Here is a 14,460-nt window from a genome sequence, read left to right on the forward strand (position 1 = left end):
GAACGATGAAAACGTTCGCATGTGCGCTCGCCGCGCTTGCCATCATGGCAAGCGCTCCTGCAGCTTTTGCGGAAGACCGGTCATCGGCCCGCAAGGCCCAGGACAATGGCACCCGACAGATTCCCGTCTGCCGCAAAAATCTCGGCACCGTCGCCATCATCGAGCCTGACAACCAGTGGTGGCGCGAGTTCAACCTCGGCAGTCCCGAGGCGATCCTGCGCGTCTTCGTGCAGCAGTCGCGCTGCTTCACCCTCGTCAATCGCGGCCGTTCGCTCCAGAACAGCGCAATGGAACGCGCGCTGGCCGAACAGGGCGAGCTGCAGGGCGGCTCCAACATCGGCAAGGGCCAGATCAAGGCGGCGGACTACTTCCTCCAGCCGGACATCGTCTCGACCAACAACAATTCGGGCGGCAGCGGCATCGGCGGCGTGCTCGGCGGGGTCGGCGGCCTGTTCGGCCACGGCGTCGGCGCGATCGCCGGCGGCCTCAACATCAAGAAGGGCGAGGCGAATGTCACCCTCTCGATCGTCAATTCACGCACCACGGTCGAGGAAGCGCTGACCGAGGGGTATGCCCGCAAGTCCGACGTCAGCTTCGGCGCGGGTGGCGGCGGCTTCTTCGGCGGCACCTTCGGCGGGGTCGGTGGCGGCGGCTACCAGAACACCCAGATCGGCCAGATCATCGTGCTCGCCTACCTCGATGCCTATACCAAGCTGGTCACCCAGCTCGGCGGACTTCCCGAAAACGCTTCGGCAGCAGCCCCGCCGGCGAAGTAACATCCTGAAGTTTCGTGCTATAACAGGCATTGTCAGCGGAAATCCCATCCGCCAATGGCTATCTGATCGGGGGCCCGGCCCATGCCGGGGCCCCGTCATCACGGGGCTCAGGTTTTGACAGGCAATTCGGCATCACAGGCACGGCGCACGGGATCATGAGCGCCGCGCGCATCCTCTACATCGAAGACGATGCCCGCGCCGCCCAGCAGGTGCGCGAGGTCGTCGAAACGGCAGGCCTGGCCCTGACCTGGGCGGCCAATGGGCAGGACGGGCTCAAGCTCGCCGGGGTGGAGCGTTTCGACGTCATCATCCTCGACCGCATGCTGCCCGACCTGGAGGGGCTGACGATCCTCGAGCGCCTGCGCGAATCGGGGGTCGGCACGCCGGTCCTGATGCTCTCCGCGCTGGGGCGCAGCTCCGACCGCGCCGAAGGCCTCGATGGCGGTGCCGACGACTATCTGGCCAAGCCCTTCGAGGCCGAGGAACTGCTCGCCCGCCTGCGCGCGCTGCACCGGCGGGCCTCGGGCCGCACGCATAGCGCGGTGATCCTCTACGGTGCCTTCGAATGCCATGTGAAGGCCCGCACCGCCTTTCGCGAGAACCGCCACCTTGCGCTCAGCCCCAAGGAGTTCGAGCTGTTCCGCTACTTCATGGAAAATGCCGGTGAAGTCCTGACCCGCGAGATGCTGCTGCGCGACGTGTGGAAGATGAACTTCGACCCGCAGACCAACGTGGTGGACGTCAACATCGGCCGCCTGCGCCGCAAGCTGGAGGAAGGCTTCGACGGGCCGGCCCTCGAAACCATCTGGGGCTCGGGCTATCGCCTGCTCGACGGCCGCCGATAAGCGCGTGCCGCACCAGTCCACCGCGCCGCCGACCCGCTTCCACCGCTCGATCTTCGCGCGGACCGTGCTCTGGGCGATCATCATCGCCGCCGCCATCACCGCCTGCCTCTGGCTGCTGACCGACGCGACCATCCGCAATACCAACCAGATCGCGCTCGAACGTGCGGTCGACCTCGATCTTGCCGGCATGGTCGATATCCACGCCAGCGGCGGACGCGAGGAACTGGCACGGCGGATCGCCGATCGCATCGCCCTGCAACCGCGCGACGGCCAACTGGCGCATTACCTGCTGGCAGACACGGCAGGTCGGCGCCTGGCGGGCGACCTGCGCCAGTGGCCCGGGCTTCATGCCGGGGTTTCGGAATCGGGTCCGATTGCCCTTCCCGGCGGCAGCGCCTTTGCGCGCGCCACCCAGCTTGGCCCGGACCTCAGGCTGCTGGTGGCCCACGAGGACCACGACATCGACGCGCTGCGCCGGCAAGTGGCGCTGGTCTACGTGACCGGCGGCCTGCTGGCGACGCTGGCGGTGGCGCTGATCGGGATGACCGCCGCGCACCGGCTGCGCACGCGGATCGAGCGCATCAATGCCGCCTTCCGCCATCCCGACGAGGAAGCGCTGGCCCGGCTGGAAAAGGGTTCGCTCGACCGTGACGAGATCGACGAACTGACCCGCCATTCCAGCGAAGCGCTTGCCCGGCTGGGCCGCCTCGCGGGCGCCCAGCGCGAGACGACCGATCAGCTTGCCCACGAGATGCGCACCCCGCTGATGCATCTGGACAACCGGCTGGTAAAGGCGCTGGCCGCCGCACCGGAAGCGGAAACCGCGGCGCGGATCGCCGATGCCAGGCTGGAAATCCGCCACATCGTGCGCATGCTCGAATCGCTGCTGGACATTGCCGCCAGCCAGGCCCGCCGCGGCGACCGCCACGGCCTTGCCCCCGTCGACCTCAGCGCCCTCGCGCTCCGGCTTGGCGAACTCTACGCCGACAGCGCGGAGGAATCGGGCCATACCCTGAAACTGGCGATCGCCCCCGACGTCATGGTCGAGGGGGAGGAAATGCAGCTTACCCGCCTCATCACCAACCTGCTCGACAATGCCTTCAAGTTCGTGCCGGTCGGCGGCACCGTCGAACTTCGGCTCGCGCCCGGCCCCAGCCTGACGGTCTGCGACGACGGTCCCGGCGTCCCCCTGGCCGATCGCGAAAAGATATTTGACAAATTCGCCCGCGGCAGCGAGCCCGGAACGCAGGACGGCGCGGGCCTCGGGCTGGCGCTGTGCCGGGCGATTGCCGAGCGTCACCAGCTTGAAATCACCCTCCTGCCCTCCACGCGCGGCGCCTGCTTCAAGGTTGCCCCGCAAGCCAGGCGATAGCCCGTGAGCAAGACTGGTTACCTGCGTTTCTGCCTGCCCGTTGCCGGTTGTCTGGCCGGTTGTTTGGCCGCTAGCCTGGTCGGCAGCGTTGCCGCCATGACGTCACTAGCACCCAGCGCCCATGCCGCCGCCCTCACTTCCGGACAGCGCGTGGCGGAGGCACTTGCCCAGGCGCAGGCCGCCCGCGACGGCGGCGACAGCGAGACCCTGGCCCGCGCGCTCGGCGTGATCGATCGGTCCGGCGCCCATCCGCTGGATGGCTGGACCGGCGCCGACCCCGTGCCCGAGTGGCGCAGCACCGTCGCCCCCGCCGGTTCGCCGCTGCGCGGTAGCCCGCTCGGCCCCGGCTACCGGCTCGGCAAAGTCCCGGCCGGCCAGAGCGAGAGTTTCGAGCAGGTGTTCCTCTCCGGCCGCAAGGCCAGCGTCTCGGTCGCCACGCAAGGCGGCAAGCCCGTCAGCCTGCGCGTAACCGACGGCGACAAGCGCATCGTCTGCCAGTCCGGCAGGGACGGACCGGCCTGCAACTGGGTGCCACTGTTTACCCAGCGCTACCGGATCGAGGTCCACAACGGCGGCCAGTATCTGGCCAACTACTACCTCGTGGTCGATTGACGACGGGAACCGGGTCGCCGCGAAGCGAACTGATCGATGACGGTCTCCCGATTTCCCGTGAGGTCCGCGGCCAGGCCGAACACCATCCCTTGCGCGGGTAGCGCCGAAGTGGCCGAAGACGGCATGATCATGGGAATGGAGCGCTATTCGCAGCGCCACTGAAGCGACCGCGCGGTCGGCCCCGAGGTTGCCATCCACGTCGCCGTGCATGAGGGGAGGCCCACAGGAAAACGGCGGCACTCCCTGGTGGAGCGCCGCCGCTGTCATGACGTCAGTCGAGGACCGTCTTCTCGTCGGCCGGATCGGTGTGGAACTCGTGCCACACCCCGTTGATGATACCGAAGCCGACCGCCAGGCCGACGCCAAGGATCCAGGAAAAGTACCACATAGTCGCTTCCTCAATAGAAGTCGGGGTTCATGCCCACTTCACGCTCGGTCACGCGGCCGAACATGACCTTGTAGGCCCAAGCCGTGTAGGTCAGCACCAGCGGCAGGAAGATCACCGTCACCAGCAGCATGATGAACAGCGTCGTGTGGCTGGACGAAGCGTTCCACACCAGCAGGCTGGAGCGCGCATCGATCGAGCTGGGCAGGATGTACGGGAACATCGATAGGCCGACCGAGGCGATGATGCCCAGGTTCGCCAGCGAGGAACCGGCGAAGACCAGCGTGTCCTTGCGCCCGCGAATGCCCGCCAGTGCCACCAGCGGCCCGGCCAGGCCCAGCGCCGGGGCCAGGATCATCCAGGGATGCGCGCCGTAGTTGGCCAGCCATGCTCCGGCAACGTGGGCGCTTTCGGCAAAGCGCGGGTTCGACGGCCCCTGCGGATCGACGTTGCCGATCAACTGGTAGCCAAGATCGCCCATCGCCAGCCAGACGCCGCCAAGGGCGTAAAGCACAAAGGCCACCAGCGCCGCGACCTGGCCATAACGCTGCGCACGGTCACGTGCCGGCCCCTGCTCGAGCTTGAGCGTCAGCCAGCCGGCACCGTGCAGCACGATCATCGCCACCGACACCACGCCGCAGAGCAGCGCGAAGGGCGTGAACAGGCCCAGCAGCGTGCCTTCGTAGAAGCTGCGCATGTCGCTATCGAGCCGGAAGGGCACGCCCAGCAGCACGTTGCCGACCGCCACACCAAACACCAGCGAGGGCAGGAAACCGCCGACGAACAGCGCCCAGTCCCAGCGCGAACGCCAGGCCGGATCGGACTTCTTCGAACGATACTTGAAGCCCACGGGCCGCAGGATGAAGGCCGCCAGCACCAGGAACATCGCGATGTAGAAGCCCGAGAAGCTGACGGCATAGACGTAAGGCCATGCCGCGAAGATCGCGCCGCCGCCCAGGATGAACCAGACCTGGTTGCCTTCCCAGGTCGGACCGATGGCATTGATCACCATGCGGCGCTCGGCATCGCTGCGGCCGACGAAGGGCAGGAGCGAGGCCGAGCCCAGGTCGAAACCGTCGGTGAGGGCGAAGCCGATGAGCAGCACGCCCATCAGCAGCCACCAGATCACCCGCATCGTTTCATAGTCGAAGGGAATGGACATTCTTGCCTCCTGCTTACTCGGCCGGGATGGCAGTGAAGGTGCTGGCAGGTGCGCGTTCGCGAACCGGCGCGCCTTCATGGCCCTCGTAGACTTCCGGACCCTTGCGGATCGTCGCCAGCATCAGCTTCACCTCGATCACCGCCATAGTGCCATAGAGCAGCGTGAACCCGATGATGGTGGTCCAGATCTGCGGCACGGTCAGGCTCGATGCGGCCAGGAAGGTCGGCAGCACGCCGTCCACCGCCCAGGGCTGACGCCCGAGTTCGGCAACCAGCCAGCCCACTTCGATCGCGATCCACGGCAACGGCATCACCAGCACCGCGGCGCGCAGGAACCACCTGGCGTTGAAGCGGCGGCGGACCGAGAAGGCGAAGGCGGTGGCGAAGAAGGCGATGAAGAAGAAGCCCAGCCCCGCCATCACGCGGAACATCCAGAACAGCGCGGGCACGTTGGGAACAGTGGTCCAGGCCGCCTTGGTGATGGTCGCGGCATCAGCCTGGCGCGGATCGGCGACAAAGCGCTTGAGCAGCAGGGCGTAACCGAGATCGTCCTTGTTGCGCTCCCATGCTTCGCGCGCGGCAAGGTCGTTACGGTTGACCTTGAGCTTCTCGACCGCGTCATAGGCAACGATACCGGTGCGCATGCGCTGTTCGGCGCGCTCGACCAGCGGGATGATGCCGGTCACTTCGCCCGACAGGCTGCGGGTGGCGATCAGGCCGAGAACATAGGGGACCTGGATCTCGTAAGCGGTCTGGTGCTTCTCGTTGGACGGCAAGCCGACCAGCGTGAGCCCGGCAGGAGCCTTTTCGGTCTCCCACATGGCTTCCATCGCCGCCATCTTCATCTTCTGGTTGTCGGAAACCGCATAACCGCTTTCGTCACCCAGCACGACGACCGAGAGCGAGGAGGCAAGGCCGAAGGCCGCCGCCACCGTGAAGCTGCGCTTGGCAAGCTCCAGATGACGTCCACGCAGCAGATAATAGGCCGAAACACCCAGCACGAAGAGGCTGGCGCAGACGTAACCTGCGCTCACGGTATGCACGAACTTCGCCTGCGCGACCGGATTGAAGATCACGTCCTTGAAGTTCGAGACTTCCATGCGCATCGTCTCGGGGTTGAACACCGCACCGGCGGGGTGCTGCATCCAGCCGTTGGCGACCAGAATCCACAGCGCCGACAGGTTCGAGCCGAGCGCGACCATGAAGGTCGTCAGCAAGTGGCCGCGCTTGGAAAGCCGGTCCCAGCCGAAGAACATCAGGCCCACGAAAGTCGCCTCGAGGAAGAAGGCCATCAGGCCCTCGATCGCCAGCGGAGCGCCGAAGATGTCGCCGACGTAGTGCGAGTAGTAGGCCCAGTTGGTGCCGAACTCGAACTCCATGGTGAGGCCGGTGGCCACGCCGAGGACAAAATTGATACCGAAAAGCTTGCCCCAGAAGCGGGTCACATCCCGCCAGATGGGGCGATCCGTGATCACATAAACACTTTCCATAATTACGAGAATGAAGGAAAGGCCAAGGGTCAGGGGTACAAAGAGAAAATGGTACAGTGCCGTGAGGGCGAACTGCAACCGGGACAATTCAACAACTGCCATGTCGATCATGTCGAATCCCGCCTTTTTAGCGGCCCGAGAGGGAGAGAGAGGTTGCCTCGGGCAGGTTGGTTTCGTAGGGTCGCGTTAGGCCCGCCCAAGAGGGCTGTCAAACGATACTTACATGGTTTCTTTAATTTGATCTATGTCAAATTGACTGTACCCTGGCTGCTTGATATTGCCGGGGCCGCCGTCCTCTCCTGGGGGCTCGCCAGCGGCGTTGGACACGTCGCGACGCAGGCCCCGCTGCTCGCACCGGCCGCGCTCATCCTGGGAGGAGCGTGCCTGCGCGCCATTTCCGCCTTCGCTCTTGACCGCCACGCCGTGGCTGCCGCGCAGGCAAACAGCCGCGAGCGACGCCGCGGCTTGTGGACTTCCCTCCTTGGATCGCGCCTTTCGAAGCCGCTAAGCATCGGAGAAAGCACCACACTTGCCTTGGACCATACCATGGCGATCGAGAATCGCGATGTCCGCTTTTCGCCCGTACGCCTCAATGCCGTGATCGGCCCGCTGGTGGTGGCGGCAATCGTCGCACCGGCGAGCTGGGTCGCCGCGCTGATCATGCTGGCAACGCTGCTGCCCTTCGTGCTGGGCTCGATCCTTGCCGGCACTGCCGCGCGCCGGGCGTCCGAGCGGCAATTGGCAGCCCTGGCCGCACTGTCCGGCCTGTTTGTCGACCGTCTCACGCATCTCCCGCTGATCCGCCATTTCGGCGCCGAAGCCCGCATCTCGCGCCAGGTCCGCGATGCCACCCACGAAGTTGCGAATCGCACGGTTTCTGTCCTGCGCGCCGCCTTCCTCTCCAACGCCGTGCTGGAGTTCTTCTCCGCGCTCTCGATCGCGCTGGTGGCGGTCTATTGCGGTTTCTCGCTGCTCGGCCTGCTGCCGTTCCGCGCGCCGGAAACGTTGACGCTGGTGCCCGCCTTCTTTGTTCTGGCCATGGCCCCGGAATTCTACCTGCCGATGCGCCGCCTCGCCGCCGCCTATCACGAGAAGCAACTGGGCGAGGCCGCCGAAACGGCGCTTGAGCCGCTGCGCGATGCCTTGCCGGCCAGCCCGCTTCCGGCAAACGCCCTCCCCCCTTTCAGCGGCCTGCGCGTCGCCGACCTGACATTGGCCTTCCCCGGCATCAGCGTCGGCCCACTCGATTTCAGCCTGTCCCGTCACGACCTTGTCGCGCTGACCGGCCCCACCGGCAGCGGCAAGACCAGCACGCTGGCCGCCATCGCCGGACAAGTCGCCCCCATCTCCGGCCAGATATGCGACCTGGTCGGTGCCCCGCTGGTCAGCAGCCAGATCGCCTGGGCCGCCCAGCGGCCGCTGCTGCTGACGGGAACGCTGGGCGAAAACCTGGCGCTGGCAGCCCCCGATGCCCCCCGCGAGGAGATCCTCGCGGTCGCCGATCGTGTCGACCTCGGCCCCATGCTGGCCCGGCGCGGCGGCCTCGACATGGCGATCGACCATGGCGGCTCAGGTCTCTCGGGCGGCGAACGGCGGCGCATCGGCCTCGCCCGCGCGATCCTCTCGGGTCGTCCACTGCTGCTCTGCGACGAGCCGACCGCCGACCTCGACACCGCCTCCGCCGCCGCCATCGTCGCCTTGCTGCGCGACCTGTCGCGCCGCCGCTGCATCCTAGTGGCCACCCATGATCCCGCCATGACGGCCGCCGCCCGGCAGGAGATCGCGCTGTGAACGCCTCCGCTTCCGCCCCGTCCGACAATCCCCTCGCCATTGCCGGCCTGCCCCGCCGGCGACTGCTCTTCGCCAGCCTCTGCGCCGGGTTTGCGACCGTGGCGGCGATCGGCCTCCTGGGGGTTTCGGGGTGGTTCCTGACCGGAGCGGCCCTGGCCGGGTCGGCAGGCGCCATCACCGTGGCCGCCTTCAACTACCTGATCCCGAGCGCCCTCATTCGCCTGATGGCGATCGTGCGCACGCTGGCCCGTTATGGAGAGCGGCTGCTCTCGCACAAAGTCGCCCTGGAAAGCATGGCGGACCTGCGCGGATCGCTGTTCGACAAGCTGGCCGCACAAGACAGCCGCAAGGCTGCCGACAGTTCTCCTGGCGAGGCCGCCTCCCGCCTCATCGACGATGTCGCCGCGCTGGAAGACCTCGTCATCCGCGAGCCGGCGCGCCACGCGGCGCTGGTGTCGGCGGCCGTGGGGCTCGTCGCGGCAAGCCTTGCCGGACTTCCCGCCCTGCTGTTCCTCCTGGCCGCGCTGGGCCTGCTGCCGCTGCTGTTCGGCCGCATCTCTGCGGCGCTCACCCGGGCTCCGGCACAACAGGCCGCCGAAGCGCTTGGCGACTTGCGCAGCCGATACATCGACCTTGCCGCCTCGCGCGCCGAAATCACCGCTTACGGGCTCGCGGAAAGAGCGTTCGGAGAGCTGGAGCCGCTGGCCCGCAAGCTCGATCGCGCCCGCAGCGCCCTGTTCCGCGCCGAAGCGCTGCAAGGCGGGCTTATGACAGTCTACGGCGCCCTCGCGATGGCAGGTCTCCTGCTGCTCGCAGCAGCGCCTGCCCCGATTGTCGCACTGGCCATGCTGGCAACCGCCGCTGCTGTCGAGGCCATGGGAGGCTTCGCCCGCAGCCTGCTGCGCCGCGCCTCGCTCCACGCCGGACTGGACCGGATTGCCGCGATCATCGCGCTCGACCCGATGCTGTCTCCGCAGGAATCGGCACCGCCCGCAGTGCTCGGCATCGGCCATCACGACTTTCCTGCACGCTCGCGAATCGCCCTCACGGGCCCTTCCGGCTCGGGCAAGACCCGGGTGCTGCTGGCCCTGGCAGGAATGCGCGCGTCAACCGTACCGCTGACCGTGGCCGGCACCCCGGTCGACCAGTGCACGGCGCGCCGCCTCTCCGCCCAGTTCGTGCTGGCGCCGCAGGATGCACCGCTCCTGATCGGCACGGTCGCCGACAACCTGCGACTGGCCCGCCCAGGCGTGAGCGAGGTGGAAATGTGGGCCGCGCTGGAAGTGGTCCAGCTCAAGGACCGCATCGCACGCAGTGAACACGGCCTTGCCACCCCCATTGGCGAGGCAGGCGGAATCCTGTCAGGCGGCGAACGCAAACGCCTGTCGCTCGCGCGCGCGCTGCTGGCAAATCGCCCCTGGCTGCTGCTGGACGAACCCACCGAAGGGCTTGACGGGCAGACGGAAGCGGCGCTGGTAACTGCCCTGTCCACTTGGCTGGCACAGTCGGATACGGGCCTCGTCCTCGTTTCGCACCGCCCTGCACCACTTGTCCTGTGCGATTCGCGGATCGACGTTCGCGCACTCAGCTAGGTCGTAAACGGGTTATCCGCCGTCCAGATCACCTCAGGACCCGCGCAAAGCCTGCCGCGCCGCCCCTCACGGTGACCGCCGTCTCGCCCGCCGCCGCCGAGTCGCCGCCACCGGCAGGAAGCGCCGGGCCGGCGCCTCCCAGCCGCCCACCGAGATAGTGCGCGAGCACCTGCATGCGTTCACCATCAACGCGGTAGAACACCTGCTTGCCGGTCCGCTGGGTCACCACCAGCTCCGCCTTTCGCAGCACGGCCAACTGCTGCGAGAGGCCCGGCTGGCCAATGCCCGTGACCTCCTCGATCTCCCCCACCGACAGTTCCGCTGCGCACACCGCGTCCAAAATCTGCAAACGCAGGGGATGGGCAAGCGCCCTCAGCAATTCGGCGATGTGCTCGATCGCCATTCTCTCCCCGCCAGGGGGTACGCCTTCCGGCTCCATGTCAGCCCTCCTTGCCCTGAGGGGCGTAGAACCAGGCTGCGGGCCCTGCGCTGGCCAGCGCCGCTTCCGCCGTCTCGGCGGGAACCGGCCACAAGGCGTCTCCCGGCTGCCAGTCCGCCGGCGCCAGCCCCGCGCCCTCGCCCACGCCTTGCAGCGCGGTCAGCAGCCGCAGCATTTCCGGGATCGAACGCCCCACGGTCAGTGGATAGCTGTTGAGCGCCTGCAGCACCCCGTCCGGATCGATGAAATAGGTCATCCGAACCGTCGCGGAATCATGCGCGCCTGCCCCGACCATGCCGAACCCCCGGGCGATCTCCATCGTCGGATCCTCGATGATGGGGAAATTGATCGCCACTCCCGTCGTGTCTCGCATGAGGCGAATCCAGGCGAGATGCGAATAGAGGCTATCGACAGAAAGCCCGGCCAGACGACAGCCCAGCGCCTCGAATTGCGGGGCCGCACGCGCAAGCGCCAGCACTTCGCTGGTGCAGACAGGGGTGAAGTCGGCGGGGTGGGAAAACAGGATCAGCCACTCTCCGCGATAGGCATCAAGATCGAAGGGCCCTTGCGTGCTGCGAGCCACGAAGCGCGGCATCCTTTCACCGATACGCAGCGGCTGCAAAAGCGGCTCCTGACTGTCCAAGGCGATCCTCCACACGATTTACGGAACGAACGCTTACAGGATTATGCTCAATCGGAAAACGACACTTCGTGCATTCGCACGGAATTCCGCCCAGGCGCTGGAATTCATCCCGTCACTATGCCCAGTTTCGTAAATGAAAGTCGCACCACAACGCATGATCGCCTGTGGGCCGACTGAAACTGCGAGGCGCTTTCGCCATGGTCGCGAGACGAAGACACTTTTACACAAAGTGATGCGGACCGAACATAGCCCTGCGACAGCTGCCCCTCACAAGGAAAGACGTCGCCAGTTCGCAAAGGGCTTTTCCGGATGTTCCGCCTGCTCCAGACCGCCGCCGCCATCGCCGCATCCTCTTCGCTGGCTTACGGCATCGCCCCCGGCCTCGAGCACAAGGCCGCACTCCCGCCGCCCGGCCAGCCTATCGTGGTCGGCGCGGACAAGCCGGTTTTCCTCGGGCGCATGGTGGTCACTGCCGCGACCCTGCCGAGGGAGTAAAACCAGGATGTCGTGAAGGGCGGCTGGAGCGGGTAGAGGGAACCGGCCTTTATCGTAACTGGCTCCGAGCGCGCGTCTGACGCGCTCCCACGCACCAGCAACTCAGACTACCTAGCCCCCTCGAAATGCCGCGCGGCCATCGGTCAGCGCGGCATTTTCGCGTCTGGCGCCCGTCCATGGGAGCGGTGCCCGCAAAAACATCCCTGCGCACAGATCTGCACAGCGCCCCGGTCCTGCCGGCAGCATGTGAGGCTGACTGCAATCCAAGCGCGAAAGCCGCAGCCTACCGTGGGAACTCTGAGGGTGTAGGGTATGCGCCGCAACCGCCTAACATTCCTAACAATCTATGTTTTTCAAAGCGTTACGACATAATAAACCTATAATATTGATATAACGAAATTATATGAATGAAGGGTAATATCTGGGCTCCATAAAACTGTTCGTTTTCAATGATATAAGGTTGGAAGCAGGAAAATATTATGTCCGATTAGGTCGCCGCCCTAACCTTAAAAACGGCAGATTTCCGCGCCTTTCAGAGGCAAAATCCGAGCAGGTTAGGAATGTTAGGCCCTTGCGACAGATGGGGGGGGACCTTGCCTGCACGGCGGGGGCGGCCAAATGCACAATTTTCGTTGAAGAAGGCGAAAGCGAGGCGTGGGGGCGAGGGCGTTTGGGCGCTGGGCCGGGGCTTCCTCGCCCCGTTCGCCCTCCGTTGCGCCGTCGCGCAATATTGTTACGTTGAGGCGCGGCGACCGGGCATGCGAAAGGGGACGAGGATCGCTCCCCGGCCCCTGCTGGGCTCCGACGCGGCGCGTGCCGGTCAGTTGGTAATGATGACCTCGCGCACGGCTTTGGCATTGCCCCCGCCGCCCACCGTGTAAGCCAGCTCCTCCTCCCGGAAGTCGAAGCCTGCGAAGATGCGGCGCACCTCGGGATGATCGTTGAGGGACAGGATGAACCGCCCGCGCACCCCGCGCAGCTGCTCGGCCATCTGTTCGAACTGGCTGCGGTCGAACAGATCGCGGCCATAGTCGCCCTCGCTGCCGTAGTAGGGCGGGTCGAGGTAGAAGAGCGTCCCCGGCCGATCGTAGCGGGTGATGAAGTCCGACCAGGGCAAGCGCTCGATCACGACCCCGGCAAGCCGCTCATGCACCGCCTCGATCATGGGCGCGAGCTTGGTCACATCGAACCGCGCCCCGCCATCGACGATCACGCCGAACGACTTGCCCCGCACCTTTCCGCCGAACGCCAGGCGTTGGAGATAGAGGAACCGGGCCGCGCGCTGCATGTCGGTGAGCGAGCTGGGCTCCAGAGCCAGCAGCTTCTCGAAGCCGGCGCGGCTCGTGATTTGCCAGCGCAGCATGTCGAGGAAGGCGAGATAATGGTGCTGGATCACGCGGAAGAACGTAGCCACGTCCTCCGACCAGTCGTTGATGATCTCGGCCTTGGGCTTCTGGTCGCGGCGCAGGAATACCCCGCCCATGCCCACGAACACCTCGGCATAGGTGCGATGCTCGATGGAGTTGATCAGCGAGACCAGGCGCTTTGCCAGCGCGCGCTTGCCGCCGATGTAGGGCGCGAGCGGCCGCACGGGATCCACGGGGGAAAGCGCGAGCGCGGGATTCGACAACATCAATCATGTTCCTTATTTGTTCGCCTGCCGAGTCGGCAGGCGGGATGGTCCCGAGGCGGGACCGATCTGGATCATGACGAACATGTCTCGTCGGACTTGGGCGTTGCCGCGCCCCTGTCCCCCGCCTCTCGGCAGGGCAAACTCAGCGCGTGCCGGCGGCCACCTTCTGAAAACCGTTGCCCACCTGCCGGATGATCGAGCCATCCGAGAGGACGTAATCGGCGAAGGCCAGCACCTGCACGCCGAACCAGTCGTTCATGCGCAGCATGCGCCGCGCGATCGGAACGATCTCGGTCTCGTAATAGGCATCTCGAGCATCGCTCACCTTGCCGAACCCGCTGCTGTTCGTGGGCACGATGCCGATAAGCTGCGGGGGCGTGCGGTGCGCGGCGAGCATGTCGTCGCGGCTCATGGTCTTGATATTGGTGAACTCATCCTTTGCGGTCACGTCGGAGAGCGGCACGATCTGCACGCCGTCCTTCTTTCCGCCCGGAATGTGCATGAACAGGTTGCGGAAGTTGCCCCGACCCTTGGCGCTCTTGAGCTGTTCGGTGATCGCGTCCGCCATCTTCGTGTCGGCCAGCGGCTCGGACAGGTAGAACACGAAGCCCGCGTGCGCCCCGTTGAGGTAGTATTTCCGGCGGAATAGCGTGGCGTTCTCGTTGAGCAGGCCCGATTGCAGCGCCGACAGCCACTCCGGCATCCCGAAGATTTCCTGCGCCACATCCGGCTGCTGCAGGTGGAAGACGCGGCCGATCTGGAATTCGTGGATGTCTCCCATCGGTCCGTTCACGAACCAGTACTTGCCCGCCTCGATGCCGGGCCGCGTGTGCAGCGCCGGGGCATGATCGGCCCGCGCGAGCCCGCCCGCCATGTTTGGCACAAACTCCAGATAGCCGTTGCCCATCTGCAGGAAGTCGAGCGCGAACCGCTCGAAAGCATCGGATACCAGCCAGCGCGACGGCGTCTGCTGGGCAACCAGAATGTTCACTTTCAGCGCGATCGCGCTGCGGTGATAGGGGCTCATGTTGAAGGTCTGGGCCAGCTTGCCCATCGGCAGCGGCGGCTCGTACCAGCGGCCGTTGTGCCACATTTCGAAATACTGGCTCAGCTCGCGGCTATCGATCACGCTCTCGGGATCGCCGAAGCGGAAGGCGGTCACGGTCGGGCTGGCCTTTGCGGCCTGATCGACTGCGACGATATCGGTGGTCTCGGTCATGAAAACT

At 66.0% G+C, this 14,460-nt stretch carries 14 protein-coding genes; 7 read left to right on the forward strand and 7 right to left on the reverse strand.

Features of this window, described 5'->3' with window-relative positions; all coding sequences use genetic code 11:
- Window positions 1–5 precede the first annotated feature (5 nt).
- The 4 genes from OKA11_RS14740 to OKA11_RS14755 all read left to right on the forward strand — a co-directional run bounded on the left by OKA11_RS14740 (window position 6) and on the right by OKA11_RS14755 (window position 3,605).
- The gene (locus OKA11_RS14740; protein ID WP_267221611.1) at window positions 6–776 is read left to right on the forward strand and encodes a CsgG/HfaB family protein; all 771 of its coding nucleotides are present in this window, start codon (window positions 6–8) and stop codon (window positions 774–776) included.
- A 155-nt stretch (window positions 777–931) separates the two neighbouring features.
- Complete coding sequence (locus OKA11_RS14745) at window positions 932–1,621, forward strand: response regulator transcription factor (protein ID WP_267221613.1); 690 nt, start codon at window positions 932–934, stop codon at window positions 1,619–1,621.
- Window positions 1,622–1,625: 4 nt separating this feature from the next.
- Entirely contained in the window at window positions 1,626–2,993 is a 1,368-nt protein-coding gene (locus OKA11_RS14750; protein WP_267221615.1) for a sensor histidine kinase, read from the forward strand.
- 3 nt (window positions 2,994–2,996) lie between these two features.
- Complete coding sequence (locus tag OKA11_RS14755; protein WP_267221616.1) at window positions 2,997–3,605, forward strand: hypothetical protein; 609 nt, start codon at window positions 2,997–2,999, stop codon at window positions 3,603–3,605.
- A gap of 271 nt (window positions 3,606–3,876) precedes the next feature.
- Here the strand turns inward: OKA11_RS14755 and cydX are convergent, their stop codons facing one another.
- Genes cydX through OKA11_RS14770 form a run of 3 tightly spaced genes read right to left on the reverse strand, consistent with a single transcriptional unit; the run spans window position 3,877 to window position 6,752 of the window.
- Window positions 3,877–3,993 carry a cytochrome bd-I oxidase subunit CydX gene (cydX, locus tag OKA11_RS14760; RefSeq protein WP_267221618.1) on the reverse strand — a complete coding sequence of 39 codons (117 nt, stop codon included), beginning with the start codon at window positions 3,991–3,993 and terminating at the stop codon, window positions 3,877–3,879.
- A 10-nt stretch (window positions 3,994–4,003) separates the two neighbouring features.
- Entirely contained in the window at window positions 4,004–5,152 is a 1,149-nt protein-coding gene (cydB, locus tag OKA11_RS14765; RefSeq protein ID WP_267221620.1) for a cytochrome d ubiquinol oxidase subunit II, read from the reverse strand.
- Between the two features lie 13 nt (window positions 5,153–5,165).
- Entirely contained in the window at window positions 5,166–6,752 is a 1,587-nt protein-coding gene (locus OKA11_RS14770; RefSeq protein WP_267221623.1) for a cytochrome ubiquinol oxidase subunit I, read from the reverse strand.
- 435 nt (window positions 6,753–7,187) lie between these two features.
- On the opposite strand from OKA11_RS14770, the gene OKA11_RS14775 reads away from it, so the two are divergent.
- The gene (locus OKA11_RS14775; protein WP_267221626.1) at window positions 7,188–8,432 is read left to right on the forward strand and encodes an ATP-binding cassette domain-containing protein; all 1,245 of its coding nucleotides are present in this window, start codon (window positions 7,188–7,190) and stop codon (window positions 8,430–8,432) included.
- Complete coding sequence (locus tag OKA11_RS14780; protein ID WP_267221628.1) at window positions 8,429–10,024, forward strand: amino acid ABC transporter ATP-binding/permease protein; 1,596 nt, start codon at window positions 8,429–8,431, stop codon at window positions 10,022–10,024. The genes OKA11_RS14775 and OKA11_RS14780 overlap by 4 nt, the downstream gene beginning before the upstream one ends.
- Window positions 10,025–10,052: 28 nt before the next feature.
- Here the strand turns inward: OKA11_RS14780 and OKA11_RS14785 are convergent, their stop codons facing one another.
- Entirely contained in the window at window positions 10,053–10,427 is a 375-nt protein-coding gene (locus OKA11_RS14785; RefSeq protein WP_267221629.1) for an ArsR/SmtB family transcription factor, read from the reverse strand.
- 37 nt (window positions 10,428–10,464) lie between these two features.
- Window positions 10,465–11,058, reverse strand: coding sequence for a peroxiredoxin (locus OKA11_RS14790; protein ID WP_267221783.1), 594 nt, complete (start codon window positions 11,056–11,058; stop codon window positions 10,465–10,467).
- Window positions 11,059–11,415: 357 nt separating this feature from the next.
- On the opposite strand from OKA11_RS14790, the gene OKA11_RS14795 reads away from it, so the two are divergent.
- The gene (locus OKA11_RS14795) at window positions 11,416–11,601 is read left to right on the forward strand and encodes a hypothetical protein (RefSeq protein WP_267221631.1); all 186 of its coding nucleotides are present in this window, start codon (window positions 11,416–11,418) and stop codon (window positions 11,599–11,601) included.
- Window positions 11,602–12,421: 820 nt separating this feature from the next.
- Here OKA11_RS14795 and OKA11_RS14800 read toward each other — a convergent pair.
- Both OKA11_RS14800 and OKA11_RS14805 read right to left on the reverse strand, forming a co-directional pair.
- The gene (locus tag OKA11_RS14800) at window positions 12,422–13,234 is read right to left on the reverse strand and encodes a DNA adenine methylase (RefSeq protein ID WP_267221633.1); all 813 of its coding nucleotides are present in this window, start codon (window positions 13,232–13,234) and stop codon (window positions 12,422–12,424) included.
- 142 nt (window positions 13,235–13,376) lie between these two features.
- Window positions 13,377–14,453, reverse strand: coding sequence for a phage portal protein (locus tag OKA11_RS14805; RefSeq protein WP_267221635.1), 1,077 nt, complete (start codon window positions 14,451–14,453; stop codon window positions 13,377–13,379).
- Between the last annotated feature and the right edge of the window lie 7 nt (window positions 14,454–14,460).

Source organism: Novosphingobium clariflavum (assembly GCF_026420865.1).
Classification (GTDB): Bacteria; Pseudomonadota; Alphaproteobacteria; order Sphingomonadales; family Sphingomonadaceae; genus Novosphingobium; species Novosphingobium clariflavum.

Excerpts from the sequence above, each read along its gene's own strand:
- OKA11_RS14740 (WP_267221611.1), top strand. The coding sequence starts at position 6 with ATGAAAACGTTCGCATGTGCGCTCGCCGCGCTTGCCATCATGGCAAGC.
- OKA11_RS14745 (WP_267221613.1), top strand. The coding sequence starts at position 932 with ATGAGCGCCGCGCGCATCCTCTACATCGAAGACGATGCCCGCGCCGCC.
- cydX (WP_267221618.1), bottom strand. The coding sequence starts at position 3,993 with ATGTGGTACTTTTCCTGGATCCTTGGCGTCGGCCTGGCGGTCGGCTTC.
- cydB (WP_267221620.1), bottom strand. The coding sequence starts at position 5,152 with ATGTCCATTCCCTTCGACTATGAAACGATGCGGGTGATCTGGTGGCTG.
- OKA11_RS14770 (WP_267221623.1), bottom strand. The coding sequence starts at position 6,752 with ATGATCGACATGGCAGTTGTTGAATTGTCCCGGTTGCAGTTCGCCCTC.
- OKA11_RS14775 (WP_267221626.1), top strand. The coding sequence starts at position 7,188 with ATGGCGATCGAGAATCGCGATGTCCGCTTTTCGCCCGTACGCCTCAAT.
- OKA11_RS14785 (WP_267221629.1), bottom strand. The coding sequence starts at position 10,427 with ATGGCGATCGAGCACATCGCCGAATTGCTGAGGGCGCTTGCCCATCCC.
- OKA11_RS14790 (WP_267221783.1), bottom strand. The coding sequence starts at position 11,058 with ATGCCGCGCTTCGTGGCTCGCAGCACGCAAGGGCCCTTCGATCTTGAT.
- OKA11_RS14795 (WP_267221631.1), top strand. The coding sequence starts at position 11,416 with ATGTTCCGCCTGCTCCAGACCGCCGCCGCCATCGCCGCATCCTCTTCG.
- OKA11_RS14800 (WP_267221633.1), bottom strand. The coding sequence starts at position 13,234 with ATGTTGTCGAATCCCGCGCTCGCGCTTTCCCCCGTGGATCCCGTGCGG.
- OKA11_RS14805 (WP_267221635.1), bottom strand. The coding sequence starts at position 14,453 with ATGACCGAGACCACCGATATCGTCGCAGTCGATCAGGCCGCAAAGGCC.